This window comes from Nocardioides sp. NPDC058538 (genome assembly GCF_042719275.1).
Classification (GTDB): domain Bacteria; phylum Actinomycetota; class Actinomycetes; order Propionibacteriales; family Nocardioidaceae; genus Nocardioides.
In genome coordinates, this window is the sequence record NZ_JBHXNY010000004.1 from 212048 (window position 1) to 230150 (window position 18103).

The following is an 18103-nucleotide window of genomic DNA, read 5'->3' on the forward strand; positions in this document are numbered from 1 at the left end:
TATCTCCCTTGAGGCACAGCATCTTCTTGGTTACTAAAGTGAAGTTGGTTCAGGTAGACTGTATGGCGCGCGTCACACGATGGCAAGGAAAGTCTCATTGAATTCACTTGAGGATTCGAGGGACCGAGAGGACGAGGTGAAGGATGAAGCGGTACGCAGATCGGCGAGTGCTCGTGACCGGAGCGGGCGGCGGGCTGGGCAGTGAGGTCTGCGCCCGGCTCAGCGCCGAGGGCGCGCACGTCGCCGCGGCCGACCTGGCCGGGACCGACCTCGGCCCGCTCGTCGACTCCCTGACCGGCACCGGCCACCTCGCCCTCGAGCTGGATGTCAGTGACGAGGAGCAGTGGCGCGAGGCCACCTCGCAGATCGAGGCCGCCTGGGGCGGTCTCGATGTGCTGATCAACAACGCCGCGATCGGCAGCATCGCGACCGTCGAGGACGAGGAACGCGCCACGTGGGACAAGGTGGTCGCGGTCGATCAGACCGGGGTCTGGCTGGGCATGAAGCACCTCGGACCGCTTCTGGAACGCACCGGCGGCGGATCGATCGTCAACGTCGCCTCGGTCCTGGGCAGCACGGGCGGTCTCGGCAACAGCATCGCGTACCACGCCGCGAAGGGGGCGGTGCGCACGATGACGAAGAACGCCGCCCTGCACTGGGCCACCCGGGGCGTACGCGTCAATTCGCTGCACCCGGGATTCATCGAGACCCCGCAGCTGATCGAGCGGTTCGGTGGCTCGCCCCGCCACCAGGCGATGCTCGCCAACACCCCGATGGGCCGCCTCGGCACCCCGGCCGAGATCGCGGGCGCAGTCGCCTTCCTCGGCAGTGACGACGCCGGCTACATGACCGGAAGCGAGGTGTACGCCGACGGCGGCTGGACCGCTCGCTGACGACGCCGGCCCACTCAGAGCTCGGCGCCGAGCCGATAGCCCTCCGCGATCGCATGCGAGACCCGCCGAGGCGTGAGGCAGTCGCCGATCACGCTCACCGAGTCGCCGGCGACGACACCCGGCGGCAGCACCGGCACCCGGGGCCGGTGCCAGACGGTGAGCACCGGCCCCAGGTCCACCGGCTCACCTCCGAAGACCGGCGCCAGCTGGAGCGACGCCGCCGGGTCCTCCGGTACGACGGTGCTCGCGACACGGAGGTCGACCCCGGCAGCGCCGAGCCGGGTGAGCAGCGGGCCCGCGCTCTCGGCGGGCACGCGGGAGGCGAGAGCGCCGAGGGCGGTCGCGAAGGTGACCTGCCAGCCCGCTCGCACCAGCGCCTCTGCCGCACTGTACGCCGGCCAGAACCCGTCTCCTTCGTCGTAGACGAGCGCACGCCGGTCGCCGGCGTGGTCGAGCGCACCGGTGATCGCGTCGTCGACGGTCGCGAACGGCCGCCCAGCCAGCACGTCGGGCGGATCCGCCGGGCGCGATCCGGTCGCGACGACGACGTGATCGGCCATCGCGACGATCTCCTGGAGGTCGTCGGCCTCGATGCCGGCGGCGAGGTTCACATCGACGCCGAGCCTCTTGAGCTCCCGCTCCTGGTAGTCGACGACGTCGATGAAGGCGGCGCGATGCGGAGATGCGGCGGCGACCAGCGCTGTACCGCCGAGCTGCGTCGACTGCTCGAAGAGAGTGACCCGGTGGCCGCGGCCGGCCGCGATCCGCGCCGTCTCCAGACCCGCCGGCCCTCCCCCGACGACGTAGATCTCCTTCGGGCGATCGACCCGGACACCGACGTTGCGATGCCGTCCGCGGCCGACCTCGGCATTGACGGCGCAGTGCAGGTGCGGATCGAAGGCGCGACAGTCCTGGTTGATGCCGAGACAGCCGCGCACCTCGCTCACCCGACCGGACTCGGACTTGGCAGGAAGGTCGGGATCGGCGATCAGTGCGCGCGCCATCCCGACCAGATCGGCACGCCCGGTCCTGATGATGTGGTCGGCGGTCGCCGCGTCCCGGATGCGCTGCCCGACGAGGGTCGGCAGACCCGTGGCGGCCTTGACCCGCGCCGCCGACGGCACCGCGACGGCGTCCGGGTTCGTCGAGTCCTTGACGTACTTGCCGCGGGTGCCGTGCGTGATGCTGAAGTAGTCGACTCCTGCGCCGGCCAGATCCTCGGCGACGCGTACGCAGTCCTCGATGTCCATCCCGCCGGGGATCTCCTCCTCCCCCGAAAGACGCACGCCGAGGACGAAGCCCTCGGGGATGACCGACTCCATCGCCTCGATGACGAGGTGCAGGAACCGCATCCGGTTCTCGAAGGAGCCACCGAAGGCGTCCTCACGCCGGTTGGTCAGCGGCGACATGAACTGCGCGGGGAGATACCCGTGGGCGGCGTGGATCTCGACCCCGTCGGCACCGGCCCTGACCAGGTTCTCCGTCGATACCCGCCACCCTTCGACGATGTCGTGGATCTCGGCAACGGTCAGCTCGTGCGGCGGGTACGCATCGCGTACCGTCTTGATCGGCGACGGCGCCACCGGCGGCGAGTCGGACTCGCCTCCGATGAACTCGCGCCCCAGATGACACAGCTGCCCGATGAACCTGGCGCCGTGGCGGTGGATGACGTCGGCCTTGGCGGCCGCTGCCGGGACGAACTCGTCGAGATAGGCCTCTACCAGCTTGCGTGAACGCAGCGTGGTCGTCGGGTGGACGACCGTGGCGCCACCGATGATCATGCCGACGCCGCCGGCAGCGAGACGCTCGAAGTGCTCGGTGTCGCCATGGGTCGGTACGCCGCCCTCGGCCATGCTGGTGCCGGCCGGGAGCGCGACGAGCCTGTTCTTCACCGACATCGGGCCGATGGTGAGGGGCGAGAAGAGATGCGGGAACTCGGTGCCCATGGGGTGTCCTTTCGCGGCGGTCTCTGCGGTGGTTCTCAGACGGTGAAGCGGCCGCCGTTGCTGAGCAGCACCGCCCCGACGACGTTCTTCGCGCCCGGCGAGGCGAGGTAGCAGATGTTGTCCGCGAGGTCGTCGGCGGAGGCGTACCCGATGGCTCCGGTCTCCTCCATCGCCTTGCGTACGGCTTCCGGGGTGCGGCCCGCCATCGGGGTGTCGACCGGGCCAGGGGCGACCGTGTTGACCCGGATCCCGTACGAGATGACCTCCTTGGCAACCGACTGCGACAAGGCGTGCACGCCCGCCTTCGAGGCGGCGTAGTGCGGGTAGCCGATCAACGTGTCGTACGCCGCCGACGAGCCGACGGTCACGATCGCTCCCCCGCCACGCGGGCGCATAGCCCGTACGGCCGCGCGGAGCACGTGGAAGGTGCCGTCGAGGTTGATCGACATGACACGGCGCCAGCCGTCGTCGTCGAGGTCGCACAGCACGTCGACGGGCTCACCCGTCTCCCGTGCCGCGAGGATCCGCGCCTTGGCCGCGGGGTCGTCCACGCCGGCGGTGTGGACGACGACATCGAGCCGGTCGCCTGCCCCGGTGACCACGGCGACGAGGTCCTCGACCGCCCGCGGGTCGGCGACATCGACCACATGAGCGGTGCCGCCCACGGATTCCGCGACCGCGGTCGCGTTGCCCGCGTCGATGTCCGCGACATGCACCCGCGCACAGCCTTCCGCGGCGAGCCGCCTCGCCACGGCTGCGCCGATGCCGGACCCACCTCCGGTCACGAGGGCGACCTGCCCGTCGAATCGCGCGGCCTGTTGCTGGCTCATGCTCCACTCCCTCATTAAACTGAAGTCGGTTAGATATGTAAGCCCTATCACACCAATACCTGGACAACCCACCAATTACTGAACTAAGTTCAAGTCATGTCGATCGAGACCTCCCCCACCCTGGTCCGCTACTACGCCGCAGTCGACGCGAGCGACTTCGACACCGGGATGGCACTCGTGACCGCCGACGTGGAGTTCGCGATCCTGCTGCCCAACCGCGCCGTCCGCGGGATCGGCCGCGAGGATCTCGCCGCCTATCTGTCGGGCCGTGGCGATGTCGTACGCCGTCACGTACCCCAGCGCTCGTCGGTCGCCGGGGACGTCGAGTTCGTCTACGGCGCCGTCCTCGAGGACGAGAAGACCGTGACCGGTCATTTCCTCGCCGCCGCCCGGCTTGGCGACGAAGGCCTCATCTCCGCGTACCAGGTGGTCTTCGACCCCGAGCTCGGCCTGCTGCCCGACTGATACCGATCCCCGAAGGAGACATCCCGTATGTCACAGACGATGAGTTCCAGCTCGACCCCGCTGCTGCACGACTGGTTCGAGATCATGGATTCGACCACCCCTGAGCGGGTCCTCGACATGATCACCGACGACTTCCAGCTCTCGATCCTCTTCTCCAAGGGCGCCGATCAGGCCGCGGAGTTCCAGGGCGACCGGGCCGGGCTGATCGCCTACCTGGAGCAGCGCGAGGTCAGCGTGCTCACCCACCATCTGCTGGCGGGCTCACGAGTGGACGACTCCGAGCTGGCCCTGGGCGAGACCCGCCGCGACGGCGCCTTCGAGGCGTCCTTCAACGCCAGCGCACAGCTCGACCCGGCCAGCGGCCGCGTACGGCGGTTGCTGATCTGTCGCACACCTGCGGTGCAGTTCACCGACTGAAGCGGTCGACCCCGTCCTCCTGGTCGACCTCGACGTCGACGCGGTCGACCAGGACGTCGAGGTGGGCGGCCGTCTCGCAGATCGCGATCATCCGGTTGAAGTGGTTGAGATCGGCGTACGGCACGTCGCGACGGGTCCACGGGAGCTGCTCGGCGACCTCGGCGGCCGTCATGGCCCACGCATGGGCGTCGAGGATGGCGACCACCTGACCGAACCGGTGCTCGTGGTGCGCGAGCAGGGCGCGCACCCGGTCGTGGACACTGTCGGTCGGATGCCCGTGGGCCGGGATCAGCCGGGCGTCGGCTCGGTCCAGGAGCAGCGCGAGCGACTCCAGGTAGTGCTTGAGCGGAAGGTCCCACTCGCCGAGCTCGAAGCCGATCGACGGCGTGATCGTCGGGAGCACGTGGTCGCCCGAGAAGAGCAGCCCGCGCTCTTGGTCGTGGAAGACCAGGTGACCCTTCGTGTGGCCCGGCGTGTGCACGGCCTCCGCCTGCCAACCGGCGATCTCGAGCGGGCCGGCGTCGAGCCAGCCGTCGGGGTCTGCCCAGTCGGCGACGTCGTACGGCTCGAGCTCGGTCTCCTTCTCGATCACCCGGCCGAGGTCGTCCGCCCCCGATCGGCGCAGCTCGCGCAGCGAGCTGACCGGGACGTTGTTGCCCAGCTCCTGGATCGCGGCGAGACCAGGGCGTTCGAGCCGGCCCAGGTGGACCCGGGCGCCGTACCTCTCCCTCAGCCGTACGGCGAAGGTGTAGTGATCGCGATGGATATGGGTGACCAGTACGTCGCTGATCTCCTGCGGCGAGCGACCGATCATCGCCAGCGCCGACTCCAGCTCGTCCACCGCGGACGGCACCGCCCAGCCGCCGTCGACGAGGAGCAGGTCCTCGTCGGCCTCGACCGCGTAGACGTTGACGGCACGCAAGCCGTCGTTGGGCATGCTCAGCGGGATCCGATGGACGCCGTCGACGACCTGGTAGCAGCCGGGCGTACCCCACCAGGTCTCTGCGGCAGGCATCAGCCGACCATCGTCCGCTCCTCGCCCATGACGGCGATCCGGTGGCCACGCATGCGGCCCACATGCTTGATCGCGGCGGCCCACTCCTCGCTCGCGAGCGCCTGGTCGAGGGCCTCCTTGCTGTCGAAGCTCAGGATCGAGACGCCGTCCCAGCCCTCCGACCGCTCCTCGAGAGCGACCTGGACATCGGTGTGCAGCCACCGGCGCAGGCCGGGAAGCGGGTACGTCACCTCGGCGTGCTCGCCACGCCACCACTCGATGAACTGCTCGTGAGACCAGTCCTCGGGACGAGAGGCCATCAAGATGAGGTTGTACATGTCACTCCTGATCTGAATTCTGTTTGGGTTCTGCGGACAGAGGTCCGCGCGGACCTGGAACGAGATGGGTCAGGGGCCGACGAGCCGCAGGACAGCGTCGGAGATGAAGTCGCGGGTCTCCTCGAGCGTCGTCGGTCCGCCGGTGCGGTACCAACGCCAGACGCTCACCACGAGGGCGAGCACCGCACGACTGGTCTGCTCGGGGTCGCGGTCGGCGAAGTCACCCGACTCGATGCCACGCCGGACCAGGCCGGTCCAGTTGTCCTCGACCTTGCGGACGAGCTCGCGAGCATGCTGCCGCTCGGCCTCCTCCCGCTCGGACTGCCGCGGGGTCGCCAACAGGTCCATGTGGCTCTGCAGGATGCGCATCTGCAACACCTCCTGCGGCGTCACGTCGAACGCCGCACGGACCGCCGCGCGCAGCTGATCGACGGGCGCGTCCTCGACGGAGACGACCCGCTCGAAGCGGCTGGCGCTGCGCTCGAGCTCAGTGCTCATGATCGTCAGCAGGCAGTGCACCTTCGACTCGAAGTAGTGGTAGAGCGCTGTCTGCCCGATGCCGACCTTGTCGGCGACGGAGGCCCACTTGGTGAGCTCGAACCCGTCGTCACCGAAGCTCTCGACTGCAGCGCTGAGGATCAGCCCACGCTTCGAACGGGGGCTCTCCGTCACGGTCGCCTGACGTGGCATGGCGAACCCTTTCTCTCTGGGATCCTCTTCGAGAATACCCGACTTGAGGTCAATTCAGTGGGCCATCGACCGTACCAGGTCGACCGCCAATCGGGCCGCATCTCTGCGGGCGAGCTTCCCCACGCGGTTCTGCGGAAGGTCCTCGACCACGAAGACGAACTCCGGCCACTGATGCTTCGGTGTTCCCTGTGCCTCCAGGTGCGTGCGTACGACTCCGAGGTCGAGCGACGGGTTAGGCGTGACGACCAGCGCGGCCGCACGCTCCCCCAGCACCGGGTCCGGGACCGGGACGACGCAGACCTGGATCACGTCGGGCACGGAGGCCACGGCTGCCTCCACCTCGTTGATGTCGATGTTGCGGCCGCCACGGATGATGATCTGCTTCTCGCGACCCACGATGTTGATCGTGCCGTCCTCGTTGATGCGAGCGAGGTCCCCGGTGAAGAAGAACCCGTCCTCGGTGAGCTCCGGCGGTACCGGAGCACCTTCACGGGCGTACCCGGTGAAGAGCGAGGGTCCCTTGACCTGGGCACGGCCGACCTCGCCGCCGGGAAGCGGCGCACCCCGGTCGTCGACGACGCGCACCTCGATGCCGGGGAACGGGCGACCGTCGCGGCCGAGACGTACCTCTGCAGGATCGGAGGGAAGCGGGGTGGTGTGGCCGAGGCACTCCGACATCCCGAACACACGCAGGAACTTGGTGCCGAGGAGCTCCTCGGCACGACCGAGTGCGCCGGCATCCATCGGACCACCACCGACGGTCATCGCTGCCAGCGAGGAGAGCCCGCCGGCAGCACCGTCGACCATGGCGAACTGGAGCGCCATCGTGGGCACCAGCATCGTCCAGCGCACCTGCTCCTCGCGGATCAGGTCGAGCGCGTCGGCAGGGTTCCACTTCGGCAGGCAGACCAGGGTGCCGCCGAGCATGGCGGGCAGGTAGAGACCGAAGCAGAGGGCCGCCACCGACGAGAGCGGCACGAAGGCACCGACCCGGTCTCCGGGCTTCAGACCGACGGCGTCGATCGTCGCCTGGCCGGCGAAACGCAGTGCTTCCTCGGACTGGATGACGCACTTCGGCCGACCGGTCGATCCGGAGGTCATCGCGACCGCGGCGCCACCGTTCCACCGCTCGGTCCCCCGTGTTCTCCCAGGGACCGCGTGCACGGCCCAGCCGTCGAGGTCGGAGGCCGGGTCGTCGAAGCCCTTCCGGGCCACCTCCCAGGTCGCGACGCAGCCGTCGGAGGCGACGACCACGTCGGGCCGTACGTCCTCGAGCGCGAGGTCGAACTCGGTGGCGGTCGCGTGGCTGCTGAAGACGACGACGAAACCGCCGAGATGACCGGTCGCCAGCACCGTGGTCAGGGTGCGCCACGAGTTGTCGGCCTGGACGAGGACCGTTGGGGCGCCCTCGACCAGCCCCGCAACGGTGGCGGCAAGTGCCTCGGCTGCATGCCACACCTCACCGGCGGTGTGAGCGCCGTCGGCGTCGATCACGGCCACCCGGTCCGGGTCCGTCGCCACCCGAGCAGCGAACTCCTGGGCCAACATCCGCATCAGATCATCTCCTGAGGTGCACTTGATTCATGGGGTTGCCACCTGTGGTCCCGAGTCACGCGCGCGAGGTCATTGTGGCCGGGATCACGACCGCGCGGCCACGGATCTCTCCGGATCGGAGCCGGTCGTAAGCCTCGATCGTGTCGGCCAGCGGGAACGTCTCGGTATGGGCGTGCAGCCGCCCGGCACCGGCGAGCTCGACGACAGCCGCCAGATCGGGCTTGGGCCCCCAGAACGGCGCCGAGACCGACCAGCCCTGCGGGAACCCGAGGTCCTTGCCGACAGGCAGGACACCGCCCGCGCCGCCGACGACTCGTGCCGAGCCGCCGGGGGCGAGGAGCGAGACTGCGGCAGCCATGGACGACTCGGCGGCGACGAAGTCGAAGACCGCGTCGAAACGGCTGGTCGGCGTCGTGACCATACGGGCCGCCGCCTCCAGGTCGGGCAGCGTCTCATGGGCGCCGAGCTCGGAGGCCAGCTCGCGGGCTGCCTGCTTCGGGTCGACCACGACGATCCTGGCAGAGGTCTGAGCAAGCAGCTGGACCGCGAAGTGGCCGAGGCCGCCGGCCCCGATGACGAGCGCGCGTGACTCCGAGTCGAGCTCGGGCAGGAACGGCTTGAGAGCGTGGTACGCCGTGAGTGCCGCATCCGTGAGCGGCGCCGCCTGCACGGGATCGAGGCCGTCCGCCGGCACCAGATACCGGGTCGACGGGACGGCCATGAACTCCGCCAGGCCGCCGTCATACCCGAGACCGTTGCCGATCGCAGGTGGTCGCTCGAGGCAGTAGTTCTCCCGGCCGGCGCGGCACCGGCGGCAGGTGCCGCACCCCCAGACGCCGTGGACGACCACGGCACGTCCGATCCACTCCGGGTCGGCGTCGTCACCGACGGCAACGACGGTGCCGGCGACCTCGTGCCCGAGCGTGAACGGGAGCGAGAACGGCAGCCTGCCGGGCTGCGACTCCTCGACGTGCAGGTCGGAGTGGCAGATACCGGCGGCCGTCACCTCGAGGAGCACGCCGTCGGGACCGGGCTCGGGGACCGGGATCTCGCGCAGGCGGGGGCGTTCGCCCCAGGCCTCGAAGCGTACGGCGAGCATCGTGTCGGTCATTTCGCGGTCCATCCGCCGTCGACGACCAGGACCTGCCCGGTGATGTACGAGGCGGCATCCGAGGCCAGGAAGAGGACGGCTCCGTCGACCTCGCCTTCGCGGCCACCACGGTTGAGCATGGTGCCGCGGCGTACCCAGGTCGCAGACTTGTCGTTGGTGAACAGCCCGTCGGTCATCTCCGTATCGAACCATCCCGGCACCACCGCGTTGACCCGGATCCCGCGGCGGCCCCACTGACCGGCGAGCTCGCGGGTCATCCCGATCACCGCGGCCTTCGACGCGGCGTACCCGGCTCCGCCGATGGGCGCGGTCGAGCCGAGGCCGACGACGGACGAGATGTTGATGATCGACGAGGGATGGTTGGCAGGCAGCGACCTGACGACCTCGGCGGAGAGGGCGAAGCCGGCGACGACGTTGAGCTGCAGCAGGCTCTCGAACTCCGGGACCGTCTCCGCCAACGCGTCGGGGCCCCCGGCTCGGCCGGCGTTGTTGACCAGGAGGTCGATCGGTCCGTGGGCGGACGCGGCGGCGACGAGGGCACGGCGGTCCTCGTCATCGGTGACGTCGCAACGGACCGGAACGACGTTCGCCACCTCGACCGCGAGCTGCTCGAGGCGCTCGACCCGGCGCGCGGCCGCGAACACCGTGGCGCCGGCGGCCGCGAGTGCCCGGGCGAAGCCCTCCCCCAGCCCGGACGACGCGCCGCTCACGATGGCGACGCGACCGCTCAGGTCCAAGGCGTGTGGCAGGTCCATGGGGTCCTTCCAGGGGGATCGGGTGAGAAGTCGAGCAGGAGTCAGTAGACGGCGGTCCGGCCGCCGTCGACGGCGATGAGGGCGCCGGTGGTGTAGCCCGAGCGGTCGCCGGCGAGATGGACGACCATGCTCGCGACCTCGTCGGGCTTGCCCAGCCGACCGGCCGGCAGGTTGCGGGTGACGAGGTCGATGAACTCCTCGTCCCAGCCGGCGGCCATGTCGGTCTCGAACGCACCGGGCAGCACGCAGTTGACCCGCACCTGCGGGGCGTACTCCTGGGCGAAGGCCTGGGTGAGCGCGTTGAGCCCGTTCTTGGCGGCGGCGTACATCGCCTCGGCCGGGCTCGGACGTACGGCCCCGATGCTGGAGATGTTGATGATCGAGCCCGCTCCGCGCTCGCGCATGTGGGCGCCGGCGACGGCCATCAGCCGGAACGGACCCTTGAGATTGATCTCCATCGTCTTCTCCAGGAGCGCCTCGGTGACCTCGAGCAACGACGGCGCGAGCGGGGCGATCCCGGCGTTGTTGACCAGGATGTCGAGGTGACCGAATCGTTCGACGACTGTCGCGACAGCCGGCTCGATCTCGTCCCAGTGGCCGACGTGCAGCGGCAGGGCGAGCGTCTCGACGCCGTACGTCGCGGCGATCTTCTCGGCGACCTCGCGGCAGGCGTCCTTCTTGCGGCTCGAGACGACGACCGCGGCCCCCTCGGCCGCGAGCGCCTGCGCGATCGCGAGGCCGAGGCCACGGGTGGCACCGGTGACCAGCGCGACCTTGCCGGCGAGTTCCCCGCTCATGCACCGACCTCGTGCTTCTTCAGCTCCAGGCGGGCCATGGTGCGCAGGTGCACCTCGTTGGGACCGTCGGCGATCTGGAGGGCACGGGTGATCGCGTAGAGGCGACCGAGGATGGTGTCGTCGCTGACCCCGGCAGCGCCATGGACCTGTACGGCACGGTCGACGACACGGTGCGCGGTCTCCATCGCGGCCACCTTGATCGCAGCCACGTCGGAGCGGGCCGACTTGTTGCCCTGGGTGTCCATCAGCCAGGCGGCGCGGAAGGTGAGCAGCCGGATCTGGTCGATCTCCATCCGGCTTCGCGCGATCCACTCGCGGACGACCCCACGCTCGGCCAGCGGCTCCTTGAAGGCGACCCGGGAGACTGCCCGCCCGCACATCAGGTCGAGCGCCCGCTCGGCGAACCCGATGGCCCGCATCGCGTAGTGCATCCGGCCCGGACCGAGCCGACCCTGGGCGATCTTGAAGCCGTCGCCCTCCTCGCCGAGCATGTTGGCCGCCGGCACACGTACGTCGGTGAACTGCACCTCGCCGTGGCCGAGCCGGTCGCGGTAGCCGAACATCGGCAGGTCGCGCAGCACCTCGATGCCGGGGGCATCGGCCGGCACCAGGATCATGCTCTGCTGGCGGTACGTCGGGCCGTCCGGATCCGACTTGCCCATGAAGATCACGAGCTTGCAGTCCGGATCGAGGATGCCGGAGGTGTACCACTTGCGGCCGTTGAGGACGTACTCGTCCCCGTCACGCGTGATGGTCGAGGTGATGTTGGTGGCGTCCGAGCTGGCCACCTCGGGCTCGGTCATCGCGAAGGCGGACCGGATCTCACAGGCGAGCAGCGGGTCGAGCCACCGCCGCTGCTGCTCCGGAGTGGCGTACATCGCCAGGATCTCCATGTTGCCGGTGTCCGGGGCGGAGCAGTTGATCGCCTCGTTCCCGATGATGGAGCGGCCCACGATCTCGGCGAGCGGGGCGTACTCCAGGTTGGTGAGCCCGGCGCCACGGTCCCCGTGGGTCATGAAGAGGTTCCAGAGCCCGCGGTCGCGAGCGATCTTCTGCAGCTCGCGCATGATCTGCGGCTGCTCGTGGGGGTTGTCGTTCTCGGCGATCTGCGCGTCGTAGACCGGCTCGGCCGGGTAGACGTGCTCGCTCATGAACCGTTCGAGCTCGACCTTGAGCTCCTCGGTCCGCGGCGAGAGTGCGAAGTCCATGGTGATCCTCCTGGCGCGGCTCAGCCGAGCCGCTCGAGTCCGCTGCTGATGAGCCGGACGATGGTTTCTGGAAGGCGCTCCTGGTCCGGGTCGTGGTGCCTGCCCTCGCGGTGCCGCCGCAGGTTGTGGCCCATGATCGCGGCCATCTTGAAGCGGCCCAGGGCGTTGAACCAGTCCATCGCCTCGGGGGCGCGGCCGCCTGCTGCGTACGCCTCGAGCAGTGCCTCCTCGCTGGGCAGGCCCGGGACCTCGCGACCGACCCCGGGAAAGTTCGAGCCGTCGGCGAAGACGAGGAACCAGCCGAGCTCGACGCGGGGGTCGCCGAGGCTCCAGATCTCCCAGTCGATGATCGCGGCGGGCTCGTTGCCGACGCAGATGATGTTGCCGAGCCGGTAGTCACCGTGCACGAGCGTGACGTCAAGGGCATCCGGTACGCGCCGGGCGAGCCGCTCCTCGAGGTCGACCGCACCCGGGACGAGCTCGGCGGGGACCGCGCCCATCGTCTTGGACCATCGGGCGAGCTCTTCCTGCGGGGTCAGCGGATCCCCTCCGGCCGGCAGGCTCGCCACCGGGACCCGGTGGAGCCGCGGCAGGATCTCCGCGGCCCGCAGCATCCGGGTGGCGGCGACCTCGGGGTCGATCGCCGGATCGTCGAGGGTCGGCTCGATCGACTCGCCGTGGATGAAGTCGACGGCGAACCAGACCGGTTCGGTCTCGTCGACGGCACGCACCGGCGGCACCGGTACGTCGGTCGCGGCCAGGGCAGCCATGATCCGCGCCTGCTTGAGCATGTCGTGACGGCCGATGGACCGCTGCCCGCGAGGGACGGCCTTGACCACGAGGTCACGACCCTCCCCCACCGGAAGGCGGTAGGTGAGGCCGGAGTGGCCACCGGGGAGGACGGCGAGCTCGCCGATCCCGGTCGGCCCGGTCAGGTCGGTCCGGTCCCGCAGGACGTCGGCGATGCGTGGGCCGAGCTCGAGCTCGTACGGCTGCTCGGTCATGGGCGCGGCTCCCGGGGTAGGCCGAGCACACGCTCGGCGATGATGTTGTGCTGGATCTCGTCGGTGCCTCCCGCGATCCGGTAGCCGGGAGCGCCCAGGACGTGCTCGGTCCACGCCCACGTGCCCCATCGCCCGGAGTTGGCGGTGAGCTCGGCACCGAGCAGGGCGCGTACGACCTCCGAGGTGCGCGCCATCGTGTCGGTGGCGAGGAGCTTGCCGACCGACGCCTCGGGGCCAGGGTCCTGACCGGAGACCACTGCCGCGGCGACGCGCATCCCGGTGAGCCGTTGCACGTAGCTGCGGGTGATCAGGTCGGCGACCTGGTCCCGCTCGAGCGCGTCGAGCCGACGGCCGAGGTTGCGGGCGAGCTCGACGGCCTGGTCGGCGTTCTCGAGACCGAGGGACCCGGAGTCGAGCCGCTCGGAGGCGAGCACGGTGAGGGCGACCTTCCACCCCTGGCCCTCGGGACCGAGCCGCAGGGCGTCGTCGAGGACGACCCCGTCGAGATAGACCTCGTTGAACGAGGTCCCGCCCGTCATCTGCCGGATCGGACGGACGGTCACACCTTCGGCGTCCATCGGCACGATGAAGACGGTGAGACCGGCGTGCTTGGCAGCCGTGGCATCGGTGCGGGTGACCGCGACCCCGTAGTCGGCGACCCGGGCACCCGAGGTCCAGACCTTGTGCCCGTCGAGCCGCCAACGGCCGTCGTCCAGGCGGGTCGCCTTGGTGCGTACCGCCGCGAGATCGGAGCCCGCCTCGGTCTCGGAGAAGAGCTGACAGGCGATCAGATCCGTACGCAGCATGGCGCGTACGTAGGTCGACCGCTGCTCCTCGGTCCCCCACTGCGCGATGGTCGGCGCGATGAGCTGCTGGGTGACCGGGAACATCTCGGTGCGCCGAGGTACGTCGAACTCAGCCTCGAGACGCCGGAAGGCGAGCAGGTAGGCGACCGGGAGGTCACGTCCTCCGTACTCCGGAGACCAGGTGATCGCACCGAACCCGGCGTCGAACTTGGCCTGCTCGTAGGCCCGGATGCGATCGGTCTCGGCACGCTCCTGCTCGGCGGTCCAGTTCTCGAAGACCGCGACGGAGTCCGAGCCATCGCCCCAGGCGTGGGTGATGCGTACGTCGGCGACGGACGCCAGCCAGGAGCGGCCCTCGGCCAGGAACTCCTCCAGCCCGATCATGCTCACACCCCCAAGACGGTGCACGCGCTGATGCCGGGTGCGCCGTAGACGTGGGTGAAGCCGAGCTTCGGGCTGCCGGGGACCTGCCGGTCGCCGGCCTCACCGCGCAGCTGGGTGACGATCTCGTGCACCTGCCGCAGACCGGAGGCACCGATCGGCTCGCCGTTGGCGATGCAGCCACCGTCGGTGTTGACCGGCAGCTGACCGCCGATCTCGGTGGCGCCCGAGGCGATCAGGTCCTCCTGCTCGCCGTCCTTGCAGAAGCCGCACTCGGCCAGATGCATCACCTCGGCCCCGCTCTCGGTGTCCTGAAGCTGTGCGACATCGATCTGGTCGGGGGTGACCCCTGCCATGGCGAACGCTGCCGCCGCCGCATCCGCGCTGACGCTCGAGGGCCGACCATGCCCCTGGACGGCTGGGCTGAAGACCTCGAAGGAGCCGAACTGCCGGGTGCGCGCGGCCACCGACAGCAGCTGAACGGGACGTACGCCCGCCTTCCTGGCGGCGGACTCACTGGCGACGATGATCGCGGCACCGCCCTCGCCCGGCGAGCAGAACATGAGCCGGGTGAGCGGGTCGTTGACCATGTCGGCGGAGAGGATCTCCTCCTCGCTGATCGGTTCCCGACGCCAGGCGTTCGGATTGAGCGAGCCGTTGCGATAGGCCTTGGCTGCGACACGGCCGAGGGTGGCGTCGGTGATCCCGTACTCGCGCATGTAACGGGCGACCTTGATGCCGAAGAACTGCGTGGTGACCATCAGCCCGGCCTCGCCATGGCCGGGGTCGAGACCCCACTCCTCCGGACGCGGGTCGAAGGCACCCCGCGGGTGCTTGTCGAAGCCGACCGCGAGAGCCACCTCGGCCTGTCCCGAGCGGATCGCGTTGACGGCGGTGACCAGGGCGCTGCCACCGGTGGCGCAGCCGTTCTTGACGTTGGTGAAGGGGATCCCGGTGAGGCCGAGGTCGGCAACGAGGGTGTCGGCTAGGCCGGCACCGTCGCTGCCGCCGAAGGCGACCTGGATGTCCAACCACTCGAGCCGGGCGTCGGCGAGCGCGGCACGAATCGCCGTCACCGCCATCTCCCGGCCCGTCACCCCGTTCTGGCGACCGAACCTCGAGAGTCCGGCGCCGATGATGGAGACGTTCGACATCAGCTCTCCTCTCTCGCGGCGCCGCCACCGGTCGCGGCGAACCGCGGAACCGGGGTGACGGCGACCAGCTCGACCTGCGCCTGCTCCTCGAGGTCCGCGAAGTCGGAGCAGTCCAGGACCGCCTCGACCTTCACTCCTTCGGGCAGCTCGACGTAGCCCACCGCGAAGGGCCGAAAGCCGTCGGCCGGCGGAACGTACGGCGGCGACTTCGGCGCAAACCGCTGGATGGTGAAACCCCACACCGTGCCACGCCGTCCGAGGTCCAGCGGCTCCATCGCCACCGCACCACAGCGCTGGCAGCCCCGCGCCACGGGAAAGGCCACGTTGCCGCAATCGGCACATCGGCTCCCCTTGAGCGCAGGGGTCTGCACGTCCGTCACTTCGCTCTCCTCACCAGGGTGACTCGTCGGTCTGGTCAGCCGCGGATCAGCGGCCGACCCACTTGGGCTCACGCTTGCCGAGGAAGGCCTCGACGCCCTCCTTGGCGTCCTCCGACTGGAGGGCGTTGCCGACGGCGAGGTGCTCCATGACCATGAGCGAGCGGACGTCCGCGTCGAGGCCCTGGTTGATGGCCATCTTGGTCAGCCGCATCGCGAACGGGCTCTTGTCGATGATCGGCGCGACGAAGTCCTCGACGAGCTGGTCGAGCTGCTCGGCCGGAGCCGAGTCGTTGATCAGGTCGAAGTCCTTGGCCTCCTGGCCGGAGAGGAGCTTGCCGGTGAGCATGAGCTCCTTGGTCTTGCGCAGACCGATCATGCGGGGCAGGCGATAGATCGGGCCGGCGCCGCCGAAGAGAGCGCGACGGATGTGGAAGTCGCCGATCTTTGCGTCGTCCGAGGAGACCGCGAAGTCACAGGAGATCATCAGCTCGAAACCGCCGGCGGTGACGTAACCCTCGAGGACGGCGACGGACGGCGTGTTCATCTGGTAGAGCCGGTCGCAGACCTGGGCAGAGAGCACGGCGACCTCCATGGCCATCGTGTTGCCCACGTAGTTCTCCAGGAGCTCGTCGAGGTCGAAGCCGGAGCAGAAGGTGTTGCCGCGGCCACGGAGCACCAGCACCTTCAGGTCGGGGTCCTCATCGACCTCCTTGATGATCTCGTCGAGTCGGTGGAGCAGCTCGACGGTGACCGCGTTCTTCTTGTGCGGACGGTTGAGCCAGACGCGGGCGACGCCGCCGTCCTTCTCGAGAACGACGTGGTCGGTGTTGACAACCATGGCCGGTGCCTTTCGGTCGGTGGCAATATGAAGTGGATTCACTTCAGTATGGGACGTCCGTCACTCTCCGTCAATCGTTGAACTGAAGTTAGTTCGATTGATACGGTCACGATGTAAGCACCATGCACCCGGTCGCACTGCCGGGCAGGACGAAAGGCACTCATGGACCTCTCCCCCGATCTCCTGGTCATCGGCGGCGGCATGGCCGGACTCACCGCCGCCGCCCGCGCATCACGCGACGGGCAGCGCGCCACGGTCGTCGAGGTCTCCTCCGACGTCGGCGGCTCCGGCCGGTTCGCCGGCTACATCTGGACCGTCCCGTCCGATGCGGTCATGGACGAGCAGAATCCCGACGGCGACGAAGCGCTCAAGCGTGCTCTGGTCGAGCGGTTCGACGCCGCGGTGGACTGGATCCGCAGCACCGGGGTCGAAGCCGGCCCGTCCCAGCGGATCCTCTCCTTCGGTCAGGGGCACGGCTTCGACACCAATCAGTACGTCGACACCTGCCGTCGCATCGTGACCGAATCAGGCGGTCAGGTGCTGCTCTCGACCACGACCGAGGAGCTCCTCGTCGGCCACGGTGCCGTCGCCGGTGCCCGTCTGCGGCTGCCCACAGGCGAGGTCGTGGAGATCCGGGCACGCAACACGGTCCTCGCCACCGGAGGTTTTCAGGCCGACCCCGCGATGCGCGAGAGGCTGCTCGGCGCAGGCGCCGGCGCAATGCCCCTGCGGTCCAACCCGAACAGCAAGGGGGACGGACTGCGCCTGGCGACGGCGGTGGGGGCCGCGACGGGTCTCGAGGGCGCCGGGTTCTACGGCCATCTCGTGCCCAGCGGCGTACCGTTCAAGGACTCCGGCGACTTCGTCGACCTCTCGCTCTACTACAGCGAGCACGCGCTGCTCTTCAACCTCGACAACGAGCGGTTCGTCGACGAGACGCTCGGTGACCACCTCACAACGGTCGCGCTGAGCGAGCAACCGGAGGCCCGCGGACTGCTCATCGCCGATGGACGGGTCCGTCGCGACTGGATGGTGCCGGCGTACGTCGAGGGGGCCGTGAGCGTCGACAAGTTCGCCCTCGCCTCGAGGCGCGGCGGACGTACGGGCCTGGCGGAGTCGCTCGAGGAGCTCGAGTACCTGCCGGAGGAGTGGGGGTACGACGGGGCCGCCATCCGCTCGGCGATCGAGCGTTTCAACACCGAGGTCACCGCGGGGACCACGGGGACCACGCCGGGCAGGAAGCTAGATGCCACGCCGCTCGACGAGCCGCCGTATTACGTCATCGAGACCACTCCCGCGATCACGTTCCCGTTCGCCGGGCTGCTGATCGACGACCGCTCGCGGGTCATGACTGTCGACGGCGCGCCGATCCCTGGTCTCCTGGCGGCCGGAGCCGACACGGGCGGTCTGTGGAACCGGGCGTACGCCGGCGGTCTCGCCGCGGCGATCGTGTTCGGGCTGACGGCGGCACGTACGCATCTCGAGACCAGCTGACCTCCGGAGCCGAGCGGTGCGTGGGGCACCCGCCCCACGTCACCTCCC

Annotated in this window: 19 protein-coding genes; 4 read left to right on the forward strand and 15 right to left on the reverse strand. The window is 69.5% G+C overall.

The features are described 5' to 3' along the window. The first annotated feature begins 143 nt into the window (after positions 1-143). Positions 144-893 carry an SDR family NAD(P)-dependent oxidoreductase gene (locus ACFWQC_RS05815; RefSeq protein ID WP_378674355.1) on the forward strand — a complete coding sequence of 250 codons (750 nt, stop codon included), beginning with the start codon at positions 144-146 and terminating at the stop codon, positions 891-893. A 14-nt stretch (positions 894-907) separates the two neighbouring features. Here ACFWQC_RS05815 and ACFWQC_RS05820 read toward each other — a convergent pair whose 3' ends face one another. Together ACFWQC_RS05820 and ACFWQC_RS05825 are read right to left on the reverse strand one after the other, a co-directional pair. Next, complete coding sequence (locus tag ACFWQC_RS05820) at positions 908-2839, reverse strand: FAD-dependent oxidoreductase (RefSeq protein WP_378674358.1); 1932 nt, start codon at positions 2837-2839, stop codon at positions 908-910. Between the two features lie 35 nt (positions 2840-2874). Further along, the gene (locus ACFWQC_RS05825) at positions 2875-3669 is read right to left on the reverse strand and encodes an SDR family NAD(P)-dependent oxidoreductase (RefSeq protein WP_378674361.1); all 795 of its coding nucleotides are present in this window, start codon (positions 3667-3669) and stop codon (positions 2875-2877) included. A gap of 96 nt (positions 3670-3765) precedes the next feature. Between ACFWQC_RS05825 and ACFWQC_RS05830 the strand changes: the two genes are divergently transcribed. Continuing rightward, positions 3766-4134, forward strand: coding sequence for a nuclear transport factor 2 family protein (locus ACFWQC_RS05830; protein ID WP_378674364.1), 369 nt, complete (start codon positions 3766-3768; stop codon positions 4132-4134). A gap of 39 nt (positions 4135-4173) precedes the next feature. Further along, the gene (locus ACFWQC_RS05835) at positions 4174-4551 is read left to right on the forward strand and encodes a hypothetical protein (RefSeq protein WP_378674367.1); all 378 of its coding nucleotides are present in this window, start codon (positions 4174-4176) and stop codon (positions 4549-4551) included. Here the strand turns inward: ACFWQC_RS05835 and ACFWQC_RS05840 are convergent. The 13 genes from ACFWQC_RS05840 to ACFWQC_RS05900 all read right to left on the reverse strand — a co-directional run bounded on the left by ACFWQC_RS05840 (position 4541) and on the right by ACFWQC_RS05900 (position 16561). After that, positions 4541-5566 carry an MBL fold metallo-hydrolase gene (locus ACFWQC_RS05840; protein WP_378674369.1) on the reverse strand — a complete coding sequence of 342 codons (1026 nt, stop codon included), beginning with the start codon at positions 5564-5566 and terminating at the stop codon, positions 4541-4543. The two genes, ACFWQC_RS05835 and ACFWQC_RS05840, sit on opposite strands and share 11 nt — an antisense overlap. Beyond that, positions 5566-5883 (reverse strand): EthD family reductase, encoded by a 318-nt coding sequence (locus ACFWQC_RS05845; protein WP_141804858.1) that lies wholly within the window; start codon positions 5881-5883, stop codon positions 5566-5568. The genes ACFWQC_RS05840 and ACFWQC_RS05845 overlap by 1 nt, the downstream gene beginning before the upstream one ends. 69 nt (positions 5884-5952) lie before the next feature. Continuing rightward, complete coding sequence (locus ACFWQC_RS05850) at positions 5953-6573, reverse strand: TetR/AcrR family transcriptional regulator (RefSeq protein WP_378674373.1); 621 nt, start codon at positions 6571-6573, stop codon at positions 5953-5955. A gap of 54 nt (positions 6574-6627) precedes the next feature. Further along, a complete protein-coding gene (locus tag ACFWQC_RS05855) occupies positions 6628-8127 on the reverse strand; it encodes a class I adenylate-forming enzyme family protein (protein ID WP_378674376.1) in 1500 nt (499 codons plus the stop codon). A gap of 55 nt (positions 8128-8182) precedes the next feature. Further along, complete coding sequence (locus ACFWQC_RS05860) at positions 8183-9238, reverse strand: NAD(P)-dependent alcohol dehydrogenase (protein ID WP_378674379.1); 1056 nt, start codon at positions 9236-9238, stop codon at positions 8183-8185. Continuing rightward, on the reverse strand, positions 9235-9993 hold the full coding sequence (locus ACFWQC_RS05865; RefSeq protein WP_378674382.1) for an SDR family NAD(P)-dependent oxidoreductase: 759 nt from the start codon (positions 9991-9993) through the stop codon (positions 9235-9237). The genes ACFWQC_RS05860 and ACFWQC_RS05865 overlap by 4 nt, the downstream gene beginning before the upstream one ends. Before the next feature lie 41 nt (positions 9994-10034). After that, the gene (locus tag ACFWQC_RS05870; RefSeq protein WP_378674385.1) at positions 10035-10790 is read right to left on the reverse strand and encodes an SDR family NAD(P)-dependent oxidoreductase; all 756 of its coding nucleotides are present in this window, start codon (positions 10788-10790) and stop codon (positions 10035-10037) included. Then, a complete protein-coding gene (locus tag ACFWQC_RS05875) occupies positions 10787-11998 on the reverse strand; it encodes an acyl-CoA dehydrogenase family protein (RefSeq protein ID WP_378674388.1) in 1212 nt (403 codons plus the stop codon). The genes ACFWQC_RS05870 and ACFWQC_RS05875 overlap by 4 nt, the downstream gene beginning before the upstream one ends. A gap of 20 nt (positions 11999-12018) precedes the next feature. Then, positions 12019-13002: a phosphotransferase family protein gene (locus tag ACFWQC_RS05880; RefSeq protein ID WP_378674390.1), complete on the reverse strand. Its 984-nt coding sequence runs from the start codon at positions 13000-13002 to the stop codon at positions 12019-12021. Next, positions 12999-14192 carry an acyl-CoA dehydrogenase family protein gene (locus ACFWQC_RS05885; RefSeq protein WP_378674488.1) on the reverse strand — a complete coding sequence of 398 codons (1194 nt, stop codon included), beginning with the start codon at positions 14190-14192 and terminating at the stop codon, positions 12999-13001. The genes ACFWQC_RS05880 and ACFWQC_RS05885 overlap by 4 nt, the downstream gene beginning before the upstream one ends. 2 nt (positions 14193-14194) lie before the next feature. After that, positions 14195-15343 carry a thiolase family protein gene (locus tag ACFWQC_RS05890; RefSeq protein ID WP_378674393.1) on the reverse strand — a complete coding sequence of 383 codons (1149 nt, stop codon included), beginning with the start codon at positions 15341-15343 and terminating at the stop codon, positions 14195-14197. Beyond that, positions 15343-15723, reverse strand: coding sequence for a Zn-ribbon domain-containing OB-fold protein (locus ACFWQC_RS05895; protein ID WP_378674396.1), 381 nt, complete (start codon positions 15721-15723; stop codon positions 15343-15345). The genes ACFWQC_RS05890 and ACFWQC_RS05895 overlap by 1 nt, the downstream gene beginning before the upstream one ends. 46 nt (positions 15724-15769) lie before the next feature. After that, positions 15770-16561: an enoyl-CoA hydratase/isomerase family protein gene (locus ACFWQC_RS05900; RefSeq protein WP_350658766.1), complete on the reverse strand. Its 792-nt coding sequence runs from the start codon at positions 16559-16561 to the stop codon at positions 15770-15772. Between the two features lie 162 nt (positions 16562-16723). Between ACFWQC_RS05900 and ACFWQC_RS05905 the strand changes: the two genes are divergently transcribed. Next, complete coding sequence (locus ACFWQC_RS05905; RefSeq protein ID WP_378674399.1) at positions 16724-18055, forward strand: FAD-binding protein; 1332 nt, start codon at positions 16724-16726, stop codon at positions 18053-18055. The last annotated feature ends 48 nt before the right edge of the window (positions 18056-18103 follow it).